This window comes from Streptomyces sp. NPDC032822 (assembly GCF_055578825.1).
The window spans coordinates 1-22,234 of the sequence record NZ_JBVIOL010000019.1 but is presented as its reverse complement, the minus strand read 5'-3'; the positions used below and the strand labels follow the sequence as shown (position 1 = coordinate 22,234).

Sequence of the window (22,234 nt, the reverse complement as noted above, 5' to 3'; positions counted from 1 at the left end):
GCCGTGCGTGGGTTCGCCATGGCTGGTCGCGCAGTTCCCCGCGCCCCCGGGGAGCGGCCTTCGGCTGCTCAGTACGACGAGCCGCCCGCTCCCAGTGAGCCTGTCGGGTGCCAGACCGTCTTCGTCTCCAGGAAGGCCGTCAGGCGCTCGGTGCCGGGCGTCGCCGACCAGTTGTCCACAGGCTGTGGACGCAGGACCCGCTTCAGATTGTCGGCCGCCGCGATCTCCAGCTCCTTCGCCAGTACGTCGTCGGTGCCGGCGCCGGCCAGGTCGATCGCGTTGACGTCCTGGTGCGCGGCGAGCGGCGCCGCGATCTCGGCGGTCCTGCCGGACAGGACGTTGACGACCCCGCCGGGCAGGTCGGAGGTGGCCAGCACCTCGCCCAGCGAGAGGGCCGGGAGCGGGGACCTCTCGCTCGCGATCACGATCGCCGTGTTGCCGGTCGCGATCACCGGGGCGAGGACCGAGACCAGGCCCAGGAAGGACGACTCCTGGGGCGCGAGCACGGTGACGACCCCCGTCGGCTCCGGGGACGACAGGTTGAAGTACGGGCCCGCCACCGGATTGGCACCGCCGACCACCTGGGCGATCTTGTCGGTCCAGCCCGCGTACCAGACCCAGCGGTCGATCGCCGCGTCGACCTGCTCGGCCGCCTTCGGCTTCGAGAGGCCCTCCGCCTCGGCCACCTCGCGGACGAACTGCGCCTTGCGGCCCTCCAGCATCTCCGCGACGCGGTACAGGATCTGGCCGCGGTTGTAGGCCGTCGCCCCGGACCAGCCGCCGAACGCCTTGCGGGCGGCGACGACCGCGTCACGGGCGTCCTTGCGGGAGGACTGCGGCGCGTTGGCGAGCCACTTGCCCTTGGAGTCCGTCACCTCGTACACCCGGCCGCTCTCGGAACGCGGGAACTTGCCGCCCACGTACAGCTTGTAGGTCTTGAGGACACTCAGACGCTGCTGCTCGGACTTCTCAGACATCGAGGTACGCCTCCAGGCCGTGGCGGCCGCCCTCGCGGCCGAACCCCGACTCCTTGTAGCCGCCGAACGGCGAGGTCGGGTCGAACTTGTTGAACGTGTTGGACCAGATGACGCCCGCGCGGAGCTTGCCCGCCACCGCGAGGATCCGGGAGCCCTTCTCCGTCCAGATGCCCGCCGACAGGCCGTACTGGCTGTTGTTGGCCTTGGCGACCGCCTCGTCCGGTGTGCGGAAGGAGAGGACGGACAGCACCGGGCCGAAGATCTCGTCGCGGGCGATGGTGTGCGCCTGGGTGACGTTCGTGAAGAGCGTCGGGGCGAACCAGTAGCCGGAGGAGGGGAGTTCGCAGGCCGGCGACCAGCGTTCGGCGCCCTCCGCCTCGCCCTGCTCGGTGAGCGCGGTGATCCGGGCCAGCTGCTCGGCGGAGTTGATCGCGCCGATGTCCGTGTTCTTGTCCAGCGGGTCGCCGAGGCGCAGCGTGGAGAGCCTGCGCTTGAGGGAGTCCAGCAACTCGTCCTGGATCGACTCCTGGACGAGGAGGCGGGAGCCCGCGCAGCAGACCTGGCCCTGGTTGAAGAAGATCCCGGTGACGATCCCCTCCACCGCCTGGTCGATCGGGGCGTCGTCGAAGACGATGTTCGCGCCCTTGCCGCCGAGTTCGAGGGTGACCTTCTTCGTCGTGCCCGCCACCTGGCGCGCGATGGCCTTGCCGACCGCCGTGGAGCCGGTGAACGCGACCTTGTTCACGTCCGGGTGCTCGACCAGCGCGGCGCCCGTGTCGCCGTACCCCGGAAGGATGTTGACGACTCCCCTGGGCAGGCCTGCCTGGCGGCAGATGTCCGCGAAGAACAGGGCGGAGAGGGGGGTGGTCTCGGCGGGCTTCAACACCACCGTGTTGCCGGTGGCGAGCGCCGGGGCGATCTTCCAGGCCAGCATCAGGAGCGGGAAGTTCCACGGGATGACCTGGCCCGCGACGCCCAGCGGCCTGGGGTCCGTGCCGAAGCCGGCGTGCGTGAGCTTGTCGGCCCAGCCCGCGTAGTAGAAGAAGTGCGCGGCGACCAGCGGGAGGTCGGCGTCGCGTGTCTCCTTGATCGGCTTGCCGTTGTCCAGCGTCTCCAGGACGGCCAGTTCGCGGCTGCGCTCCTGGATGATCCGGGCGATGCGGAACAGGTACTTGGCGCGCTCCGAGCCGGGGAGGGCGGACCACTTCTCGAAGGCCCTGCGGGCGGCCTTCACGGCACGGTCGACGTCCTCGGAACCGGCCTGGGCGATCTCCGACAGCACTTCCTCCGTGCTGGGGCTGACCGTCTTGAAGACCTTGCCGTCGGCCGCCTCGGTGAACTCGCCGTCGATGAACAGGCCGTAGGAGGGGGCGATGTCGACGACCGAGCGGGACTCGGGCGCCGGCGCGTACTCGAACGCGGATGCAGATGCCATGGTGATCAGTCCACCGTCACGTAGTCGGGGCCGGAGTAGCGGCCGGTGGCCAGCTTCTGACGCTGCATCAGCAGGTCGTTCAGGAGCGAGGAGGCGCCGAAGCGGAACCAGTGGTTGTCCAGCCAGTCCTCGCCGACGGTCTCGTTGACCAGTACGAGAAACTTGACGGCGTCCTTGGTCGTACGGATCCCGCCGGCGGGCTTCACGCCGACCTGGACGCCGGTCTGGGCGCGGAAGTCGCGCACCGCCTCCAGCATCAACAGGGTGTTCGCGGGTGTGGCGTTGACCGCGACCTTGCCGGTGGACGTCTTGATGAAGTCGGCACCCGCGAGCATGCCGAGCCAGCTGGCGCGGCGGATGTTGTCGTACGTCGACAGCTCGCCCGTCTCGAAGATGACCTTCAGGCGGGCCGAGTCCGCGCAGGCCTCCTTCACGGCGACGATCTCCTCGTGCACCTTCAGGTAGTCGCCCGCGAGGAACGCGCCGCGGTCGATGACCATGTCGATCTCGTCGGCGCCCGCGGCGACCGCGTCACGGACGTCGGCCAGCTTCACGGGGAGCGCGGCGCGGCCGGCCGGGAAGGCGGTGGCGACCGAGGCGACCTTGACGGAGGAACCGGCGACGGCCTCCTTGGCGGTGGCCACCATGTCGGGGTAGACACAGACCGCCGCCGTCGCCGGACTCGTCCGGTCGGTCGGGTCGGGGCGGACCGCCTTGGCGCCGAGCGCCCGGACCTTGCCCGGGGTGTCCGCGCCTTCCAGCGTCGTCAGGTCGACCATCGAGATGGCGAGGTCGATGGCGTACGCCTTCGCGGTCGTCTTGATGGAACGGGTGCCGAGCGAGGCTGCGCGGGCCTCCAGGCCGACCGCGTCCACGCCGGGCAGCCCGTGGAGGAAGCGGCGCAGCGTGCTGTCGGACGCGGTGACGTCGGCGAGAGCTTGTGCAGTGGTGGGCATGGTCACCAGCCGAGCATATCTACGCGCGTAGCGGCTGTACACCCCGGCATACATATCAGGTGCTCATCCGCTACGGCGGCACCGCGACGGCATCACGGCAGCCCGACGGCGGCCCGACGGCAGGGGGACGACAGCTCCCGCGGCGGCGCTGCGGCGGCACCGCGTACGGGCGTCGCCGGGGGCGTCGGGCAGAATCGGTGCCATGACGACCCCGGAGCCCCAGTCACCAGCGCCGCAGCCCTCGGCACCCCCGTTGCCCGACCGGATCTACCGGTCGCCCGCGGGCATGGCCGGCGGTTTCCTGCTGCTCGGCATCGCCGGCTGGCTCGGCATCGACGCGGTCGTCTCCGGGGAGGGGCGCACACCGTGGCTGGCGCTCGCCACCCTGATCCTCGTGGTGCCGCTGGTGGTGGCCTTCACCCTGCGGCCGGCCGTGTTCGCCAACCAGGAGCGGCTGCGCGTCCGCAACCCGTTCCGGTTGATCGTGCTGCCGTGGGGGCAGGTCGAGTCGCTGCGCTCGGGCTACTCGAACGAGGTCGTCGTCGCGTCCGGCCGGAAGTTCCAGCTGTGGGCCATTCCCGTGTCGCTGCGGGGCCGCAAGAAGGCGGCCCGGCGGGAGGCCCGGCGAGGCGCGGAGGCCGAGGGGATCCGGGGCCCGTTCGGCGGTGGACTCTCCGGTGGCGGCCTCTCCGGCGGCGGTCCGGCCGGGCTGTCCGGGGGGATGCGGGCCGGTGGGCGCAAGGCGGTGCCCGAGGGGCCCGTGCGTGCGGAGACCGACCGGGTCATGGACGAGCTGCGGGAACTGCGGGAGACCGACGGGAAGCCGGAGGGGGCCCAGGGCGAGGTGACCGTGCGCTGGGCCTACGAGATCGTGGCGCCGGCGCTGGCCGGGCTCGTGCTGCTGGCGATTCTGCTCGCGACCGGGTGAGGAACCGGGACCGGCCTCAGGGCGCTCCGTGCCACACCAGGGTCATGTACGCGCCGAGGTAGGCCGAGCCCGCCACCGCCCCCGTCAGGAACAGGGCACGGTAGCGCCGGGACGCGTGGGACAGGTGGACGGCGAGGGGGAGGAGCAGCGGGAAGGCCGGGAGGAGGAAGCGGGCCCGGGGGAAGTAGACGCCTCCGCTGCCCAGCACGATCGTCAGCAGAACGCCCGTGAAGACCAGCAGGGGCAGCGGCTGGCGGTCCCCCAGGGACAGGCCGAACAGCACCACCGAGGCCAGCACGGTGAGCGTCACCGTCACCAGGAAGAGCTGGGGCGACGCGTCCCGCCACAGCAGGTCCCGCACCATCAGCAGCGTCCGCAGCCCGCCGTCCAGCTCGTTGCGCCACAGCCGCTGTACGGCGAAGTAGCCGTCCCAGCGGTCCAGCCGCAGGCCCACCCAGCCGACGTACCCGCACCAGCCGAGCGGGGCCAGCGCCGCCGCGGCGAGGGCACGGACGTCCCGCGGGCGGCGGCACAGGGAGACCAGGGCGGTGACGGTGACCGCGGCGGCCACCGCGACGCCGGTCGGACGGGTCAGGCCGGCCAGCGCCGCGCAGCTGCCCGCGGTGAGCCAGCGCCCGGTGAGCACCGCGTACAGCGACCAGGCCACGAACGCCGTGAACAGGGACTCCGTGTAGCCCATCCACTGCACCAGGCCGACCGGGAACGCGGCCCACAGTGTGGTGAGGAGGATGCCCGCGCGACGGCCGTACAGCCGGTCGCCGACGGCGAAGATCCCCCAGGCCGCGACGAACGAGGCGAGCACGGCGAGGACCAGGGCGGTACTGGCGCGGGTGCCCGGCGTGAACGCCGCCACGGCCTTCACCAGCACCGGGTACAGCGGGAAGAACGCCAGGCCCTTCGCATCGTGACCGGCGTCGAGGCCGGGCGCGTAGCCGTGGTCGGCGATGCGCAGGTACCAGACGGAGTCCCACTGTGTCGCCAGGATCGACCAGACGCCCTCGTGCCGGCGATGCGCCCAGACGGCGAGGACCAGCAGGCCCGTGACGCGGACGGCGAGGTACGCGAGCAGGGCGGGGGCCGCGTGACGCAGGGCCGGGCGGAGGCACGAGGGGCCGCCCCGCCCGGGGTCGCGGGGGATGCGGGGTGCGGTGACCGCGGTGTTCTCGGTGGTCGCTCGGGGGGTCGGCCGGAATGCGGTCGAGGACACGGCTGCGGCTCCAGGCTGGGTCGGCGGGGCACTTGCCGGTCCACCGTTGCCCGGCGGGCGGGGCCAGACGTGGAGCCCGCGTCAACCTGCCTGGGGAAATCACCCGATGGGGTGCCCCGGGCGGTCCTCGGTGACCTCTGGTCACCTCTGGCCGCCCGTGGCTTCCCCGGTGTGCCGCTGCCGGCCGGTCGTCCGCCGTGTCCTGCCGTGGGCTTCCCCCGGCTCAGATGCCGGCCGCCGCCGAGAGGTCCCGCTTGATCGCCGCCAGCAGGTCCGCCGCCTTCGCGTGGGCCGCCGGGAGACCGGCGTGCGTGGCGACCGGGACGACGACCTCCAGATAGCACTTCAGTTTCGGCTCGGTGCCGCTGGGCCGGACGATGACCCGGGCGCCGTCGAGCGTGTAGCGCAGGCCGTCGGTGGGCGGGAGCCGGTCCGTCCCCAGGGTGAGGTCCTCGGCGCGGGTGATGGCGAGGCCCGCCAGCACGGTCGGGGGCCGCTCCCGGAGCCGCTCCATGGCGGCGGCGATGACCGACAGGTCCTCGACCCGGACCGCGAGCTGGTCGGTGGCGTGCAGACCGTGCTCGACGGCGATGTCGTCCAGCAGGTCGAGGAGGGTGCGGCCCTCCTCCTTGAGCGTCGACGCGAGCTCCGTGATCAGCAGGGCGGCCGTGATGCCGTCCTTGTCCCGTACGCCGTCCGGGTCCACGCAGTAGCCGAGGGCCTCCTCATAGCCGTAGCGCAGGCCCTCGACGCGGGCGATCCACTTGAAGCCGGTGAGGGTCTCCTCGTAGGGAAGGCCCGCCTTCTCGGCGATACGGCCGAGGAGGGAGGAGGAGACGATCGACTCCGCGAAGGTGCCGCGGGCCCCCCGGTTCACCAGATGGGTGGCGAGCAGCGCGCCGACCTCGTCACCGCGGAGCATCCGCCAGTCGCCGGCGTGTCCGACGGCCACGGCGCAGCGGTCGGCGTCCGGGTCGTTCGCGATGATCAGGTCGGGGCCGGTCGCGCGGGCCCGCGCGAAGGCGAGGTCCATCGCGCCGGGCTCTTCCGGGTTGGGGAAGGCGACGGTCGGGAAGTCCGGGTCCGGTTCGGCCTGTTCGGCGACCAGGACGGGCTCGGGGAAGCCGGCGCGGGCGAAGGCGGCCAGCAGGGTCTCCGTGCCGACGCCGTGCATCGCCGTGTAGACCGTGCGGGCCGTGCGGGGGGAACCGGGGGCGAGTACGGCGTCCGTGCGGGCGAGATAGGCGTCGAGGACGCTGTCGTCGAGCGTCTCCCAGCCGCCGCTGGGGCGGGGGACGCTGGTCAGGGACGCGATGGCGTCGATCTCCGCCGCGATCTCCGCGTCGGCCGGCGGCACGATCTGCGAGCCGTCGCCCAGGTACACCTTGTAACCGTTGTCGCGGGGCGGGTTGTGGCTGGCGGTGACCTCCACACCGGCGACCGCGCCGAGATGCCTTATCGCGTACGCCAGGACGGGGGTCGGCAGCGGGCGGGGCAGGACGACCGCGCGCAGGCCCGCGCCGACCATGACGGACGCCGTGTCCTCGGCGAAGTCCGCGGACTTGTGGCGGGCGTCGTAGCCGATCACGACGAGACCGTCGTCCTCGCCCTTCGCCCTGAGGTACGCGGCGAGGCCGGCCGCGGCGCGGATGACCACGGAGCGGTTCATGCGCATCGGGCCCGCGCCGAGTTCGCCCCGCAGACCCGCGGTGCCGAACTGGAGGGTGCCGCTGAAGCGCGCGGCGAGCTCCGCCGTGTCCTCGGCGTCGAGGAGCTCGGCGAGTTCGGCGCGGGTCTCCGCGTCGGGGTCCTCGGCGAGCCATGCCTTGGCCTGTGCGATGACGTCGGCGTGCACGTGGGTCAACCTCTCGTGTGTTCGGTGCGGGTCCGTGGCGGTGCGCGTCTCCGGGGGCCCCGCCCCGGACCCCCGGGCTGTGCCCACCCACCACCCGACTCGCGACCTCAAGAAGCGCACGACCGGGGCCAGGCCCGGTTCTCGGCCGACCGAGCCGGAGGCACGGGGCGCTTCTTGCCCGACCGAGCCGGGCGGTGGGTGGGCAAGGGTTCGGGGCGGGGGCCGGGGGCGGGGCTCCCGGTGCGGTGGCTAGATGCGGCCCAGTACCTGGGCCAGGAGGGAGCCCATCCGGGTGGCCGAGTCGCGGCCGGCCTGGAGGACTTCCTCGTGGTTGAGGGGCTCGCCCGTCATGCCCGCCGCGAGGTTGGTGACCAGGGAGATGCCGAGTACCTCCGCGCCCGCCTCGCGCGCGGCGATCGCTTCCAGGACCGTCGACATGCCCACCAGGTCCGCGCCGATGACGCGGGCCATGCGGATCTCGGCCGGGGTCTCGTAGTGCGGGCCGGGGAACTGGGCGTAGACGCCCTCCTCCAGCGTGGGGTCGATCTCCTTGCACAGGGCGCGCAGCCGCGGCGAGTAGAGATCGGTGAGGTCGACGAAGTTCGCGCCGATGATGGGGGAGGTCGCCGTCAGGTTGATGTGGTCGCTGATCAGGACCGGCTGGCCGGGGCGCATGCCCTCGCGCAGACCGCCGCAGCCGTTGGTGAGGACGATCGTCTTGCAGCCGGCGGCGACGGCCGTACGGACGCCGTGCGCGACGGCGGCGACACCGCGGCCCTCGTAGAAGTGGGTGCGGCCCAGGAAGACCAAGGTGCGCTTCGTACCGATCCGGTACGAGCGGATCTTGCCGCCGTGTCCCTCCACCGCCGGCGGCGGGAAACCGGGCAGCTCGGTGACCTCGAACTCGGCGTCGGGAGCGCCGAGCGCGTCCACGGCCGGCGCCCAGCCGGAGCCCATCACGAGGGCGACGTCGTGGGTCTCGGCGCCGGTCAGTTCGCGCAGGCGCGAGGCGGCGGCGTCGGCGGCGGTATGGGGGTCGCCCTGGATGTCGTCCGGAAGAAGAGATGCGTTCACGCGGTTGAGGGTAGCCGCTCAGGGCCTACGCGCGTAGATGACGGAGCTGACCGGATGGCGATCGTTGTCTTGTCGTTTCCAACCAACGCCCGTCGACCGGGCGCCGGTCAGCACGGGTGCTTGCGGAGTTCCATCACATAGTCGTGCGGGGCGCCCGCCGACTCCGCCGCGTCCGCGATCTCGCCCAGGTAGCGGGCCGAGGGCAGGCCGCCCTCGTAGCCGTTGAGGACGTAGACCCAGGCCGGCTCCTGGCCCTCCAGGGTGTGCACCCGGACCCGCATCCGGCGGTAGATGTCGAGGCCGACGCCTTCCCAGCGGTCCATCGAGTCCTCGTCCATGGGCGCGAGGTCGTACAGCGCGACGAAGACCTGCGCGCCGGGCGCCTCGACGATCGTCGCGAGCGCGCCCTCCCAGCCCATGTGCTCGCCGCCGAAGGTCAGCCGCCACCCGTTCAGCCAGCCCGTCGCGCGCAGCGGCGAGTGCGGTGCGCGGCGGGTCATGAGCCGCGCGTCGAGGTTGCCGGCGTACCCGGCGTAGAGCGACATGTCGTCGAGGGTACGGCAGCCGTTTCGGGTGTCCCTCCCGTCACGGAGGTAACGGATGGGCCTCCCCGGCGCCCCCGGGGCGGTGGCAGCCCGGCGCGTACGGGACAATGGAGTACGTGACTCGGATCGTGATCATCGGTGGCGGACCCGGCGGATACGAGGCGGCCCTGTCGGCCGCCCAGCTCGGCGCGGAGGTGACCGTCGTCGACTGCGACGGTCTGGGCGGGGCGTCGGTGCTCACCGACTGCGTCCCGTCGAAGACCCTGATCGCCACGGCCGAGGTGATGACCACCTTCGATTCCTCGTACGAAGAGCTGGGAATCATCGTCGCCGACGACACCCCGCCGCTGGAGCGGGCCGCCCGGGTGGTGGGCGTCGACCTCGGCAAGGTCAACCGACGGGTGAAGCGCCTCGCGCTCGCGCAGTCCCACGACATCACCGCCTCCGTGACCCGGGCCGGCGCCCGGGTGCTGCGCGGACGCGGACGCCTGGAGGGCATGCAGGGCCTGGACGGCTCGCGGAAGGTCGTGGTGCGGGCCGTCGACGGCAGCGAGGAGACCCTCGTCGCCGACGCCGTGCTCATCGCCACCGGCGGCAAGCCGCGCGAGCTGGCGGACGCCCTGCCCGACGGCGAGCGCATCCTCAACTGGACCCAGGTCTACGACCTCACCGAGCTCCCCGAGGAGCTCATCGTGGTCGGCTCCGGTGTCACCGGCGCCGAGTTCGCCGGCGCCTACCAGGCCCTCGGCTCCAAGGTCACCCTCGTGTCCTCCCGCGACCGGGTGCTCCCCGGCGAGGACCCGGACGCCGCCGCCGTCCTGGAAGAGGTCTTCCGGCGCCGCGGCATGAACGTCATGGCCCGCTCCCGCGCCCAGTCCGCCAAGCGGGTCGGCGACCGGGTCGAGGTCACCCTCGCCGACGGGCGGGTCATCACCGGCTCGCACTGCCTGATGGCCGTCGGCGCCGTCCCGAACTCCACCGGCATGGGCCTGGAGGAGGCCGGGGTCAAGCTCCGCGACTCCGGGCACATCTGGACCGACCGGGTGTCCCGCACCACCGCCCCGGGCGTGTACGCCGCCGGTGACGTGACCGGCGTCTTCGCCCTCGCCTCCGTCGCGGCGATGCAGGGCCGGATCGCCATGTACCACTTCCTCGGCGACGCGGTGGCCCCGCTCAACCTGAAGACCGTCTCGTCGAACGTCTTCACCGACCCCGAGATCGCCACCGTCGGCTACACGCAGGCCGACGTCGACGCCGGGAAGATCGACGCCCGGGTCGTGAAGCTGCCGCTGCTGCGCAACCCGCGCGCGAAGATGCAGGGCATCCGGGACGGCTTCGTCAAGATCTTCTGCCGGCCGGGCACCGGGATCGTGGTGGGCGGTGTGGTCGTCGCGCCGCGCGCCTCGGAGCTGATCCACCCGATGTCGATCGCCGTCGACAACAACCTGACGGTCGAACAGATCGCGAACGCCTTCACCGTCTACCCCTCCCTTTCGGGGTCGATCGCGGAGGTCGCCCGGCAGCTGCACACGCGCAAGGCGGGCGACGAGCTCTGACCGACCGGGCGGCCGAAAGCGGTTCACCGCTGGTCACAGGGAGTTGTCGAGCATGCGTGCGGCATAGTCGCCGGGATTAGGCCCTATACCACTTCCCGTCCTGGTGTACGAACAACTTCTGTAATTCGGCGCAAACTGCTGAAAGCAGACGGTCGTTGGGGTTACTGTCAGTTTCGTGTTCGCTGCAGAACGTCGCCAATTGATCCTCGAAATGGTGCGAGCGAACGGGGCCGTATCGCTCCGTGAGCTCGCCCGCGTCGTCCAGACCTCCGAAGTGACCGTACGGCGGGACGTGCGCGCACTGGAGGCAGAAGGACTCCTCGACCGCCGGCATGGCGGTGCGGTATTGCCGGGCGGGTTTACGCGGGAGTCCGGCTTTCCGCAGAAATCACATCTCGCGACCGCCGAGAAGACGGCCATCGCCGATCTCGCCGCCAGCTTCGTCGGAGAGGGCGAGGCCGTGGTGGTCGGGGCGGGAACCACCACACAGGAGCTGGCCCGCCGGCTCGCCCGGGTACCCGGGCTGACCGTCGTCACCAACTCCCTGTTGGTGGCCCAGGCGTTGGCCCATGCCAACCGCGTGGAGGTCGTGATGACCGGCGGAACGCTCCGCGGTTCGAACTACGCCCTCGTCGGCAGCGGTGCCGAACAGTCCCTCCAGGGGCTGCGGGTGTCCCGGGCCTTCCTCTCCGGAAGCGGGCTGACCGCCGAGCGCGGGCTCTCCACGTCCAACATGCTGTCGGCCTCCGTCGACCGGGCGCTGGTGCAGGCCGCCGCGGAGGTCGTGGTCCTCGCCGACCACACCAAGCTCGGCACCGACACCATGTTCCAGACCGTGCCGACGGACCTCATCACCCGCCTCGTGACGGACGAACCGCCCGTCCACGACGACCGGGCCGCCACCGAGCTCCAGGCACTCGCCGACCAGGGGGTGCAGATCGCCATCGCCGGGGCGGCGGAGAACCCGGGGGGTGATCAGGTCCCGGCGCGTCGGCAACAGCGTCGGGACGTCCCCGTTCCGGGCCCGCGCCGCGGCCAGGTCCCGGGCGGAGCCCCTGGACTGCGCTCCGCCACGGTCCTGGGCGAACAGTCGCCCGCAGCCGAGCGGGCCCGGGTCGCCGACCTCCGCCGCCGCTGACGGCACGCCCCTGAGCGGGGCGTGCCGGGGTGATCTGACGGGACGCCATGGTGATCCCTCGGGACTCCGTGGCGATCCGGTGGGACGCCACGGTGATCCGGTGGAACGCCGTCCTGTCGGTGAGGGCACGGGCCCCCGCCTCCCGGCCCTGCTGCCCCGCCACCTCCCCGGCGGGCCCGCGCCAACAGGAGGCCGCCCGCCGATGGGCCCCGTCCGACGCCCACCGCCCTACGGGCCGATCACGGCCCCGCCCAGGGCACTGAACGCCCTCGCCCGGTGGGCCTGCTGTGAGGGCGGATGACCGGGGGTGGATCGCGGGACGTGGGTGCCCGGCAGGGGGTGGGGCGACGGGAACGCGAGCCGCCCGGCCGGTCGGCGGGCGGTGGGCGGCGGCGCGGTTGACGCCCGCCGCTGTGCGGGGCTCGTCGTGGTCCGCACGGTGAGCCGGTTGTCGCCGCCCGGCAGACCTGCTGTGACGGTCGGTCGTCCGGATGCGGGACGCGGGACATGTGAGGCGTCCGGCTCACCGGTGGGCCGGACGGCAGTACGGGGCGGTCGGCGGGAGGCGGGGGTAAAGGGAGAGGCGCCCGGTGGGCCGACCGTGAGTCGGCTCGCCGGGCGCCTTTCGACGTCGTACCGGAACAGTCGTACCGGAGAAGTCGTCAGTCCTTGATCTCGCAGATCGGCGCGCCCGAGGTGAGGGAGGCGCCGACCTCGGCGGACAGGCCCTTGACGGTGCCGGACCGGTGCGCGTTCAGGGGCTGTTCCATCTTCATCGCTTCGAGGACGACGATCAGGTCGCCCTCCTTGACTTCCTGGCCCTCCTCGACCGCGACCTTGACGATCGTGCCCTGCATCGGGGAGGCGAGGGTGTCGCCGGAGGCCGCGGGGCCGGACTTCTTGGCCGCGCGGCGCTTGGGCTTGGCGCCCGCCGCGAGGCCGGTGCGGGCCAGGGACATGCCGAGCGAGACCGGGAGGGAGACCTCCAGGCGCTTGCCGCCGACCTCGACGACGATCGTCTCGCGGTCCGCGTCCTCGTCCGCCTCGGCGTCCGTGGCCGCCGAGAACGCGGGGATCTCGTTGACGAACTCGGTCTCGATCCAGCGGGTGTGGACCGTGAAGGGGTCGGCGGACCCGGTGAGTTCGGGGGCGAACGCCGGGTCCCTGACGACCGCGCGGTGGAACGGGATGGCGGTGGCCATGCCCTCGACCTGGAACTCCTCCAGCGCGCGGGCGGCACGCTGGAGGGCCTGCTCGCGGGTCGCGCCGGTGACGATCAGCTTGGCCAGCAGGGAGTCCCAGGCCGGACCGATGACCGACCCGGACTCGACACCCGCGTCCAGCCGGACGCCCGGACCGGACGGCGGGGCGAACGCGGTGACCGTGCCGGGGGCGGGCAGGAAGTTACGGCCCGGGTCCTCGCCGTTGATGCGGAACTCGAAGGAGTGGCCGCGCAGTTCGGGGTCGCCGTAGCCGAGCTCCTCGCCGTCGGCGATGCGGAACATCTCGCGCACCAGGTCGATGCCGGCGACCTCCTCGGTGACCGGGTGCTCCACCTGGAGACGCGTGTTGACCTCCAGGAAGGAGATCGTGCCGTCCGTGCCGACCAGGAACTCCACGGTGCCGGCGCCGACGTAGCCGGCCTCCTTGAGGATGGCCTTCGAGGAGGCGTACAACTCGGCGACCTGCGCGTCCGACAGGAACGGCGCGGGCGCCTCCTCGACCAGCTTCTGGTGCCGGCGCTGGAGGGAGCAGTCACGCGTGGACACGACGACCACGTTGCCGTGGCTGTCGGCCAGGCACTGCGTCTCCACATGCCGCGGCTTGTCGAGGTAGCGCTCGACGAAGCACTCACCGCGGCCGAAGGCGGCGACCGCCTCGCGGACCGCCGACTCGTACAGCTCGGGCACCTCTTCGAGGGTGCGGGCGACCTTCAGACCGCGACCGCCACCGCCGAAGGCGGCCTTGATCGCGATGGGCAGACCGTGCTCCTCGGCGAAGGCGACGACCTCGTCGGAGCCCGAGACCGGATCCGGCGTACCGGCCACCAGCGGGGCGCCGGCCCGCTGGGCGATGTGCCGGGCGGCCACCTTGTCGCCGAGGTCGCGGATGGCCTGCGGCGGCGGGCCGATCCAGATCAGCCCGGCGTCCAGGACCGCCTGCGCGAAGTCGGCGTTCTCGGAGAGGAATCCGTACCCGGGATGGATGGCGTCCGCGCCCGACTCGCGCGCGGCGTTCAGCACCTTCCCGATGTCGAGATAGCTGGTCGCCGGAGTGTCACCGCCCAGGGCGAACGCCTCATCCGCGGCGCGGACATGCAGAGCGTCCCGGTCCGGGTCGGCGTAGACGGCCACGCTCGCGATCCCGGCATCCCGGCAGGCCCGGGCAACGCGGACAGCGATTTCGCCACGGTTGGCGATGAGCACCTTGCGCACGATTGAGGCTCCCTCCTTGAAACAAGCTGATTTTAGGGACTGCCGACACGGCACTTCGACCCGTCCCCACTGGTGAGCTTGCCCACACGGAGCGTGATACGAGGCTCGCCCGACCGTGAAATCCCTTGTCGCACCTAGGTACGGGGGACTCCTGTCGAAACCCTAGCCCTCCTTTGTGGCCAAGGTCTCTGTGAGAGCGTGCTGCGGGCCACAGGGTTTCTTTGTGGAGTCCCTACGAATGGCCCAATGATTCTTTGCCGGGCACCGGACCCTTGTCCGTGGGTTTACCCGTGAGTAGCGTTCAGGATGTCCCGAACATACTTGGGGTAACAGACGCCTTGCTCGACTGGCACTCGAAAAAGCTCGGAAGTGGGTGGGACCGGTGGTGCGCAGACCGGTGGCATGGATCGTGGCGGTCGTGCTCTTCGGCGAGGCCCTCGGGGTCGCCGGGCTGAACTGGCTGCTCGGGAACATCGTCCACAACCAGAACATGTCCCTGGCGGGCCTGGACCCGGACGTGATGTCCACGTCGTCGAAGGGCGCCGGCATCGTCTTCGGCCTCTACTTCGTGCTGTGCGGCGTGGTCGCCCTGCTGGTCGCCCTGCGCAACCGCCCGCCGGCCGGCCTCGGCCGCATCCTGCTGATCAGCGCGGCCGTGGTGCACGGACTGCTGGGCGCGTTCGCGTGGGGCCTGATGGGCCGGTCCGCGTTCCTCTTCATGATGGTGGTGCTCGCGCTCATCGTGCTGCTGCTGATGACGTACGACCGGCAGAGCCGGCCCGAGCCCGCGGCCGGGCCGGTCGACCGGACGCCGGACGGCACGAAGGACGGCGACACCTCCCCGCTCACCCCACCGCCGGCGCCCAGCACCACCTGAACGCCGCTCAGGTCACCGCTCCCGGGGTGTCCACAACTCCGTGATGCCGACGCCCAGTTCGGCCAGCAGCCGCCGGACCAGGGGCAGGCTGATGCCGATCACGTTGCCGTGGTCGCCGTCGATGCCGTCGACGAACGGGGCCGAGCGGCCGTCGAGGGTGAACGCCCCGGCGACATGGAGGGGTTCACCCGAGGCGACATAGGCGGCGACCTCCTCGTCGGTCGGCTCGCCGAAGCGGACGACGGTGGAGGCGACCGCGGAGGCGTACCGACCGGCTGCGGTGTCGTACACGCAGTGGCCGGTCTGGAGGGTGCCGGCCCGGCCGCGCATCGCCTTCCAGCGGGCGGTGGCCTCCTCGGCGTCCGCGGGCTTGCCGAGGGCCTCGCCGTCCAGGTCGAGCACCGAGTCGCAGCCGATCACCAGGGCGCCGCGCACCTCGGGCTTCGCCGCCACCACGGAGGCCTTCGCCTCGGCCAGGGCGAGCGCGAGTTCGGCGGGCGTCGGGGCGCTCACGGCGTCCTCGTCGACACCGCTCACGATCACCTCGGGGGCGAGCCCGGCCTGGCGCAGCAGACCGAGCCGGGCGGGGGACTGGGAGGCGAGGACGAGTCGGCGACGCGGCTGATCAGTCATGCGGCCAGAATATCCGCGCGGTACCGGCCCGGCCTCAGCGCAGTCCGAGCACGATCATCGCGAACACCATGGCGACCGCCAGGAAGACGCCGAGGCGCCGAAGGGTGTTCTGCATGTCGCGCAGTTCCTTCGGCGGCTCGTTCTCGGGGTCGGACCACAGCATGCTTCCAGCGTGCGGCGGTTTCGTGCCGGGCGCCTGAGTACGCGTACTCAAGTTCCCGCCCGGCCCCCGGGACCCGTCCTGGCCGGTCCTCCGGGACTCGTCCTGGCCGGGCTACCCGGGCTCTACCCGGGCCAGAACGTACGCGTCCACGCCGTCGGGCCCGGCTGCGGCAGCCGGTGCGCCGCGATGCGGGCCGGATCCGACCAGGAGTCCCGCGGGCGGGGCGCGCCGGACGGCTGCTCGGCCGCCGCCGCGGCGCGGGCCCTGACCACCGCCAGGGCGGCGGCCAGTTCCTCCGGGGTCGGGTTGCCCCGTACGACCTTGATGTTCATGTCGGCTCCTGGAGACGGGAGAAGGCGCTCTCAGAGACGGGAGAACGCACTCCCTAGAGGGGGATGTTGCCGTGCTTCTTCGGAGGCAGGGATTCCCGCTTGGTACGCAGCTGACGCAGGCCGCGCACCAGGTGCCGGCGGGTCTCGGACGGCATGATCACGGAGTCGACATAGCCGCGCTCGGCCGCGATGTAGGGGTTGAGGAGGGCGTCCTCGTACTCCTGGATGAGACGGGCCCGGGTCGCCTCCAGGTCACCGGCCGCCTCCGCCTCGGCGATGGTGCGCCGGTGCAGGATGTTGACCGCGCCCTGGGCGCCCATCACGGCGATCTGGGCGGTGGGCCAGGCCAGGTTGATGTCCGCGCCCAGGTGCTTGGAGCCCATGACGTCGTAGGCGCCGCCGAAGGCCTTGCGGGTGATGACCGTGATGAGCGGGACGGTCGCCTCGGCGTAGGCGTAGATCAGCTTGGCGCCGCGCCGGATGATGCCGTCGTGCTCCTGGTCGACCCCGGGCAGGAAGCCGGGCACGTCCACGAAGGTGATCACCGGCACGTTGAAGGCGTCGCAGGTCCGCACGAAGCGGGCCGCCTTCTCGCTGGCCTGGATGTCGAGACACCCGGCGAACTGCATCGGCTGGTTGGCGACGATGCCCACCGGGCGCCCCTCGACCCGGCCGAAGCCGGTGAGGATGTTCGGCGCGAACAGCGCCTGCGTCTCGAAGAACTCGGCGTCGTCCAGGACGTGTTCGATCACCGTGTGCATGTCGTACGGCTGGTTCGCGCTGTCCGGCACGACCGTGTCCAGCTCGCGGTCCTCGTCGGTGGGGGCGAGGTCCGCCTCCTCCGGGAAGAGCGGCGGCTCGGAGAGGTTGTTGGACGGCAGGTACGACAGCAGCTGCTTGACGTACTCGATGGCGTCCTTCTCGTCCCCGGCCATGTGATGGGCCACGCCCGAGGCCGAGTTGTGGGTACGGGCGCCGCCCAGCTCCTCGAAGCCGACGTCCTCGCCGGTGACCGTCTTGATGACGTCCGGGCCGGTGATGAACATGTGCGAGGTCTGGTCGACCATGACCGTGAAGTCGGTGATGGCCGGGGAGTAGACGGCTCCGCCGGCGCAGGGGCCCACGACGAGGCTGATCTGCGGGATGACCCCGGACGCGTGGGTGTTGCGGCGGAAGATCTCGCCGTACGCCCCGAGGGACGCCACGCCCTCCTGGATACGGGCGCCGCCCGAGTCGTTGATGCCGATGACCGGACAGCCGGTCTTCAGCGCGAAGTCCATGACCTTGACGATCTTCTGGCCGTAGACCTCGCCCAGGGCGCCGCCGAAGACGGTGAAGTCCTGGGAGAACACGGCGACGGGGCGGCCGTCGACCGTGCCGTACCCGGTGACGACACCGTCGCCGTACGGGCGGTTCTGGTCCAGGCCGAAGTTGGTGGAGCGGTGCCGGGCGAACTCGTCGAGCTCGACGAAGGAGTCCTCGTCGAGCAGCAGCTCGATCCGCTCACGGGCCGTCAACTTGCCCTTGGCGTGCTGCTTTTCGACCGCGCGTGCGGAGCCGGCGTGCGTCGCTTCCTCGATACGGCGCTGGAGATCCGCGAGCTTGCCCGCGGTGGTGTGGATGTCGATCCCTGGGATCTCGTGACGCTCTGCCGGCTCGGACATCGGGATGCGGCTCCCTGCCTGCTCAAAAGGGGGGACGGTTACTCATCCGTAGCGTAGTGGCGTGCCTACGAATCAGCAGTGCGGCGTTTACCACACCTAGGGTGGCTTGCATGACGCCGCGCGATGCCTCAGACGACAGCCGCTGGTCCGACCTGGACCGCCCGCCCCTCAACGCCACCGCGCTGCGGCGGGCGCTGGTACGGGACGGCGGACTCTGGTCCGGGGTCGAGGTGGTGCAGCACACCGGCTCCACCAACTCCGACCTCGTGGCGGCGGCCACCGCGGGCACGGCTACCGAGGGCGCGGTCCTGGTCGCGGAGGAGCAGTCCGCCGGGCGGGGCCGCCTCGACCGCCGGTGGACGGCACCGGCCCGCTCGGGACTGTCCTTCTCCGTCCTGCTGCGGCCGAGCGAGGTCCCGGTCGCCCGCTGGGGCTGGCTCCCGCTGCTCACCGGGGTCGCCGTGGCGACCGGGCTGTCCCGGGTGGCGGGCGTCGACACGGCCCTGAAGTGGCCCAACGACCTGCTGGTGACCGTGGACGGCGAAGAGCGCAAGGCCGGCGGCATCCTCGCGGAGCGGGCCGGGGACGACGCCGTCGTCGTCGGGGTCGGCATCAACATCACCCTGCGCGCGGACGAACTGCCGGTGCCGCAAGCCGGGTCCCTGGCCCTGGCCGGGGCCGTGAACACGGACCGGGATCCCCTGCTGCGAGGCGTGCTGCGGTCGCTGGAGGAGTGGTACGGACGGTGGCGTGCGGCCGGCGGCGACCCCGCGGCGAGCGGCCTCCAGGAGACGTACGCGGCGGGCTGCGCCACGCTCGGACGGACGGTGCGGGCCGAGCTGCCGGGAGACCGGTCGATCGTGGGCGAGGCGGTCGCGGTCGACGGGGACGGAAGGCTCGTCATCGCCACCCAGGAGGGCGTGCAGGAGCCGGTGGGAGCCGGCGACATCGTGCACCTGCGGCCGGTGTGACGCACCGGTGGCTCCGTCTCTCCGGCGGAGTGCGCCCGCGTCAGGACATTCGGTCGTATCGTCGGAGACACGCGCGGAGTGAGCTACCGCACACCTGCCGTAAAGTGAAGGCCGGTCGATAACTGACCGCGGCAGATCGGAAGGGCAGCAGGCGTGACCGTCGACGACACGGGCTCCGGCACGGACGCGGACGGCCGGGCGGACCCGGAGTCCGACGAGGATCCGCTCGCCCTGCGCATCGAACAGCTCATCCTGGGCGCCGAGCGCCGCTACACCCCCTTCCAGGCGGCCCGTAGCGCGGGCGTCTCCGTGGAACTCGCCACCCGGTTCTGGCGGGCCATGGGCTTCGCCGACATCGGGCAGGCCAGGGCGCTCACCGAGGCCGACGTGCTGGCGCTGCGCCGGCTCTCCGGCCTCGTGGAGGCGGGGTTGCTGAGCGAGGCGATGGCCGTGCAGGTGGCCCGGTCCACCGGGCAGACCACCGCCCGGCTGGCCGAGTGGCAGATCGACTCGTTCCTGGAGGGCCTCACCGAACCGCCCGAACCGGGGATGACCCGCACCGAGGTCACGTACCCGATCATCGAGCTGCTCCTGCCCGAACTGGAGGAGTTCCTCGTCTACGTCTGGCGCCGCCAGCTCGCCGCCTCGGCCGGCCGGGTCGTCCAGGCCGCCGACGACGAGGAGATGGTCGACCGGCGCCTCGCGGTCGGCTTCGCGGACCTCGTCGGGTTCACGCGCCTGACCCGGCGGATGGAGGAGGAGGAACTCGGCGAACTCGTCGAGGCCTTCGAGACCACCGCCGCCGACCTGGTCGCCGCGCACGGCGGCCGGCTCGTCAAGACGCTCGGCGACGAGGTCCTGTACGCGGCCGACGACGCGGGGGTCGCCGCCGAGATCGCCCTCCGGCTCATCGAGACCATGGCGAACGACGAGACCATGCCCGAGCTGCGGGTCGGCATCGCCTTCGGCACGGTCACCACCCGTATGGGCGATGTCTTCGGTACGACGGTGAACCTCGCCTCCCGGCTCACGTCGATAGCCCCTCGTGACGCCGTCCTCGTCGACAGCGCCTTCGCGGAGGACCTGATCCGCACCGGCGAGGCACCCGCCTCCGAGGCGGAGGCGGCCGAGGCCGCTGCCGCCGCCGAGAAGGAGGGCGAGGAGCCCCCGACGTACCGCTTCGCGCTGCAGCCGATGTGGCAGCGGCCGGTCCGCGGGCTCGGCGTGGTCGAGCCGTGGCTGCTGACGCGGCGCGGCGCGGAGTCGTAGCCCTCTAGTCCTTGACGCCCTTCAGTGCGTCCACGCACACGGCGATGATCGGCAGGCACACGCCGGGGCGCTCCGGCCGGTTCGGCCGGTCCGGCTGCGGGTCCGGGTCCGGTGCGGGTGGGGTGCGCGTCGGGGCGGGTTGTGGGGGCGGCGAGGGATTCGGCGGGGCGGGTGCCGGGGTGCCGGGTGGGTTCGGGGCGTCCGGGATCGTGGTGACGGTGTCTGCCGGTGCCTGGCGCTGCCTGTCCGCGGCCGGGGTGGGGGTGGGAGTGGGAGTCAGGGGCACCCCCGGGGTGGGCAGGGCGGTCGGGCCGCGCAGGAGGGTGGCCGGGGAGGGGAGGGGGGTGGGGGGTCGGGCCGCGGCGAATGTGGCTGCGGCGTTTGCCGGGCGGTCGGTGCCTGTGCCTGTGTCTGTGCCTGGGGTTGTGGTGGTGTCTGTGTCGGGGCCCGGGTCCGCCTCCGCGGTGCCGAAGCCGCCGACGGTGGAGTCCGGGGCGATCCGTACGAGGCTCAGCGCACCGGCGGCCAGGGCCAGGCCGCCCGCTGCGAGCAGCAGCTTGCGGGGGCGTGGGCGGCGGTGCCGGCCGCGTGGGATCCAGGGCCTGGAGGTGGCCTCGTTCTCGGTGCTCCCCGGCATTGTCGGCGTCTCTGTTGTCATCGCGATCACTCCCCCTGTGCCGGTGCCCCCGTGCGTCGGCGGACGCACGCTATGCGTTTCCTGGGCGGTGGGGCGGGAGTTGGGCGGGATGTCACTCGAACGGGGCGTCCGGAGCGGATGTGGGAACCGGCTCCCCCTTTTCCGTGCGGGTCCGGGCTGCGATGATCGGGGTACCGGATGTTAACCGTCGTTAACCGTTGATCGGGAGGGTGTCATGAGCGAGGAGCGGTTCGGGGAGTTCGTGCGGGTACGGCGGCACGCGGAGGGGCATGTCGCGGAGCTGGCCCTGGACCGGCCCAAGGCCATGAACGCGGTCTCGACCGAGATGGCCCGCTCCCTCGCCGGGGCCTGCGCGGCGCTGAGCGCGGATCGGGACGTACGGGTGGTCGTGGTGACCTCGACCCACGAACGGGCCTTCTGTGTCGGCGCCGACCTGAAGGAGCGGAACTCCTTCACCGACGCGGATCTGGTGCGGCAGCGGCCGGTGGCGCGCGGCGCGTACACCGGGGTGCTGGAGCTGCCCGTGCCGACGATCGCGGCCGTACACGGGTTCGCCCTGGGCGGCGGCTTCGAGCTGGCCCTCGCCTGCGACCTGATCGTCGCGGACGGTACGGCCGTGGTGGGGCTGCCGGAGGTGTCGGTCGGGGTGATTCCGGGCGGCGGTGGTACGCAGCTGCTGCCCCGTCGGGTGGGCGCGGCCCGTGCGGCCGAGCTGATCTTCACGGCTCGGCGGGTGGCGGCCGGGGAGGCGGCGGAGCTGGGGCTCGTGGACGTGCTGGTGGACGAGGGGCGGGACCGCGAGGAGGCGCTGGCGCTGGCGTCCCGGATCGCGGCGAACTCGCCGGTCGGGCTGCGGGCGGCGAAGAAGGCGCTGCGGCTGGGGCACGGGCTGGATCTGCGGGCGGGGCTGGAGGTGGAGGACGCGGCCTGGCGCGCCGTGGCCTTCTCGGGGGATCGGGTGGAGGGCGTCGCGGCGTTCAACGAGAAGCGGCGGCCTTCCTGGCCGGGGGAGTAGGGCGTCGGCCGGTTGTGGTGGGGTCGGGGCCGCGTCGGGGGGTGTCCGTCCTCGGAACGGCGCGGAGGCTGTTTCTCGATGGGGTGCTGGCGTTGACCGCGCAGTCCACTGCGGGCGAACACCCCCCGACACGTCCCCTTGCGGCCGTACGACGGGACTGCGGGTGTGTGTGCCTTGCCGCGCCGGTGGCGGCCGAGGCGACGCCCACCTCGTGACCGACCGAGTCGACACCCCCCGCCGCGTCCCCTTGCCGCCGTACGACGGGACTGCGGGCGTGTGTGTGGGTGGGCGCGTGTGCCTTGGTGCGCCGGTGGCGGTCGAGGCGACGTCCACCTCTTGGCCTAACGAGTCGGGCGGTGGGTGGGCATAGGCCCGGGGGTCTGGGGGCGGAGCCCCCAGGGCGGTCACTTCTCGATGCGCCGAGTCGGGTGGGGGGGTGCCCCTATGGGTTTCGTCAAGCTGATGGGGCGGGCTGGGGTTCGTAGAAGGTGCCGTCGCGGAGCATGGCGAAGAGCACGTCGGCTC

Annotated in this window: 20 protein-coding genes; 7 read left to right on the top strand and 13 right to left on the bottom strand. The window is 72.2% G+C overall.

The window, feature by feature from the left end:
• Positions 1-68: 68 nt before the first annotated feature.
• The 3 genes from ACZ5VD_RS36325 to deoC are packed head-to-tail and all read right to left on the bottom strand — an operon-like array spanning position 69 to position 3,368.
• Entirely contained in the window at positions 69-977 is a 909-nt protein-coding gene (locus ACZ5VD_RS36325; RefSeq protein ID WP_468547432.1) for an aldehyde dehydrogenase family protein, read from the bottom strand.
• Positions 970-2,412 (bottom strand): aldehyde dehydrogenase family protein, encoded by a 1,443-nt coding sequence (locus ACZ5VD_RS36320; RefSeq protein WP_468547431.1) that lies wholly within the window; start codon positions 2,410-2,412, stop codon positions 970-972. The genes ACZ5VD_RS36325 and ACZ5VD_RS36320 overlap by 8 nt, the downstream gene beginning before the upstream one ends.
• 5 nt (positions 2,413-2,417) lie before the next feature.
• Positions 2,418-3,368 carry a deoxyribose-phosphate aldolase gene (gene deoC, locus ACZ5VD_RS36315; protein WP_468547831.1) on the bottom strand — a complete coding sequence of 317 codons (951 nt, stop codon included), beginning with the start codon at positions 3,366-3,368 and terminating at the stop codon, positions 2,418-2,420.
• A 202-nt stretch (positions 3,369-3,570) separates the two neighbouring features.
• Here deoC and ACZ5VD_RS36310 point away from each other — a divergent pair, with 202 nt between their 5' ends.
• A complete protein-coding gene (locus ACZ5VD_RS36310) occupies positions 3,571-4,296 on the top strand; it encodes a PH domain-containing protein (RefSeq protein WP_468547430.1) in 726 nt (241 codons plus the stop codon).
• A gap of 16 nt (positions 4,297-4,312) precedes the next feature.
• Here ACZ5VD_RS36310 and ACZ5VD_RS36305 read toward each other — a convergent pair whose 3' ends face one another.
• The 4 genes from ACZ5VD_RS36305 to ACZ5VD_RS36290 form a co-directional block, all read right to left on the bottom strand.
• Entirely contained in the window at positions 4,313-5,524 is a 1,212-nt protein-coding gene (locus ACZ5VD_RS36305) for a hypothetical protein (RefSeq protein WP_468547429.1), read from the bottom strand.
• A 223-nt stretch (positions 5,525-5,747) separates the two neighbouring features.
• Complete coding sequence (locus tag ACZ5VD_RS36300) at positions 5,748-7,379, bottom strand: phospho-sugar mutase (RefSeq protein ID WP_468547830.1); 1,632 nt, start codon at positions 7,377-7,379, stop codon at positions 5,748-5,750.
• A 249-nt stretch (positions 7,380-7,628) separates the two neighbouring features.
• Positions 7,629-8,453 (bottom strand): purine-nucleoside phosphorylase, encoded by an 825-nt coding sequence (locus ACZ5VD_RS36295; RefSeq protein WP_468547428.1) that lies wholly within the window; start codon positions 8,451-8,453, stop codon positions 7,629-7,631.
• Positions 8,454-8,560: 107 nt separating this feature from the next.
• On the bottom strand, positions 8,561-8,998 hold the full coding sequence (locus ACZ5VD_RS36290; protein WP_217241348.1) for a gamma-glutamylcyclotransferase family protein: 438 nt from the start codon (positions 8,996-8,998) through the stop codon (positions 8,561-8,563).
• Positions 8,999-9,105: 107 nt separating this feature from the next.
• Here ACZ5VD_RS36290 and ACZ5VD_RS36285 point away from each other — a divergent pair, with 107 nt between their 5' ends.
• Both ACZ5VD_RS36285 and ACZ5VD_RS36280 read left to right on the top strand, forming a co-directional pair.
• Positions 9,106-10,554 (top strand): NAD(P)H-quinone dehydrogenase, encoded by a 1,449-nt coding sequence (locus tag ACZ5VD_RS36285; protein ID WP_468547427.1) that lies wholly within the window; start codon positions 9,106-9,108, stop codon positions 10,552-10,554.
• A 175-nt stretch (positions 10,555-10,729) separates the two neighbouring features.
• Positions 10,730-11,692 carry a DeoR/GlpR family DNA-binding transcription regulator gene (locus ACZ5VD_RS36280; RefSeq protein WP_468547426.1) on the top strand — a complete coding sequence of 321 codons (963 nt, stop codon included), beginning with the start codon at positions 10,730-10,732 and terminating at the stop codon, positions 11,690-11,692.
• 662 nt (positions 11,693-12,354) lie between these two features.
• Here the strand turns inward: ACZ5VD_RS36280 and ACZ5VD_RS36275 are convergent.
• Complete coding sequence (locus ACZ5VD_RS36275) at positions 12,355-14,127, bottom strand: acetyl/propionyl/methylcrotonyl-CoA carboxylase subunit alpha (RefSeq protein WP_468547425.1); 1,773 nt, start codon at positions 14,125-14,127, stop codon at positions 12,355-12,357.
• Positions 14,128-14,500: 373 nt separating this feature from the next.
• Here ACZ5VD_RS36275 and ACZ5VD_RS36270 point away from each other — a divergent pair, with 373 nt between their 5' ends.
• Positions 14,501-15,004 carry a hypothetical protein gene (locus ACZ5VD_RS36270; RefSeq protein ID WP_468547424.1) on the top strand — a complete coding sequence of 168 codons (504 nt, stop codon included), beginning with the start codon at positions 14,501-14,503 and terminating at the stop codon, positions 15,002-15,004.
• Positions 15,005-15,016: 12 nt separating this feature from the next.
• Here the strand turns inward: ACZ5VD_RS36270 and ACZ5VD_RS36265 are convergent, their stop codons facing one another.
• The 4 genes from ACZ5VD_RS36265 to ACZ5VD_RS36250 all read right to left on the bottom strand — a co-directional run bounded on the left by ACZ5VD_RS36265 (position 15,017) and on the right by ACZ5VD_RS36250 (position 17,796).
• Positions 15,017-15,637, bottom strand: coding sequence for a Maf family protein (locus ACZ5VD_RS36265; protein ID WP_468547423.1), 621 nt, complete (start codon positions 15,635-15,637; stop codon positions 15,017-15,019).
• A gap of 34 nt (positions 15,638-15,671) precedes the next feature.
• Positions 15,672-15,800, bottom strand: a complete 129-nt coding sequence (gene mmpB, locus ACZ5VD_RS36260) for a morphogenic membrane protein MmpB (RefSeq protein ID WP_468547422.1) — start codon at positions 15,798-15,800, stop codon at positions 15,672-15,674.
• Between the two features lie 122 nt (positions 15,801-15,922).
• On the bottom strand, positions 15,923-16,132 hold the full coding sequence (locus ACZ5VD_RS36255; protein ID WP_468547421.1) for an acyl-CoA carboxylase subunit epsilon: 210 nt from the start codon (positions 16,130-16,132) through the stop codon (positions 15,923-15,925).
• 53 nt (positions 16,133-16,185) lie between these two features.
• Positions 16,186-17,796 (bottom strand): acyl-CoA carboxylase subunit beta, encoded by a 1,611-nt coding sequence (locus ACZ5VD_RS36250; protein WP_468547420.1) that lies wholly within the window; start codon positions 17,794-17,796, stop codon positions 16,186-16,188.
• Positions 17,797-17,906: 110 nt separating this feature from the next.
• Here ACZ5VD_RS36250 and ACZ5VD_RS36245 point away from each other — a divergent pair, with 110 nt between their 5' ends.
• Together ACZ5VD_RS36245 and ACZ5VD_RS36240 are read left to right on the top strand one after the other, a co-directional pair.
• Complete coding sequence (locus ACZ5VD_RS36245; RefSeq protein WP_468547419.1) at positions 17,907-18,767, top strand: biotin--[acetyl-CoA-carboxylase] ligase; 861 nt, start codon at positions 17,907-17,909, stop codon at positions 18,765-18,767.
• A 153-nt stretch (positions 18,768-18,920) separates the two neighbouring features.
• The gene (locus tag ACZ5VD_RS36240) at positions 18,921-20,036 is read left to right on the top strand and encodes an adenylate/guanylate cyclase domain-containing protein (protein ID WP_468547418.1); all 1,116 of its coding nucleotides are present in this window, start codon (positions 18,921-18,923) and stop codon (positions 20,034-20,036) included.
• A gap of 4 nt (positions 20,037-20,040) precedes the next feature.
• Here ACZ5VD_RS36240 and ACZ5VD_RS36235 read toward each other — a convergent pair whose 3' ends face one another.
• The gene (locus ACZ5VD_RS36235) at positions 20,041-20,694 is read right to left on the bottom strand and encodes a hypothetical protein (protein ID WP_468547417.1); all 654 of its coding nucleotides are present in this window, start codon (positions 20,692-20,694) and stop codon (positions 20,041-20,043) included.
• Positions 20,695-20,908: 214 nt separating this feature from the next.
• On the opposite strand from ACZ5VD_RS36235, the gene ACZ5VD_RS36230 reads away from it, so the two are divergent.
• A complete protein-coding gene (locus ACZ5VD_RS36230) occupies positions 20,909-21,709 on the top strand; it encodes an enoyl-CoA hydratase/isomerase family protein (protein WP_468547416.1) in 801 nt (266 codons plus the stop codon).
• The last annotated feature ends 525 nt before the right edge of the window (positions 21,710-22,234 follow it).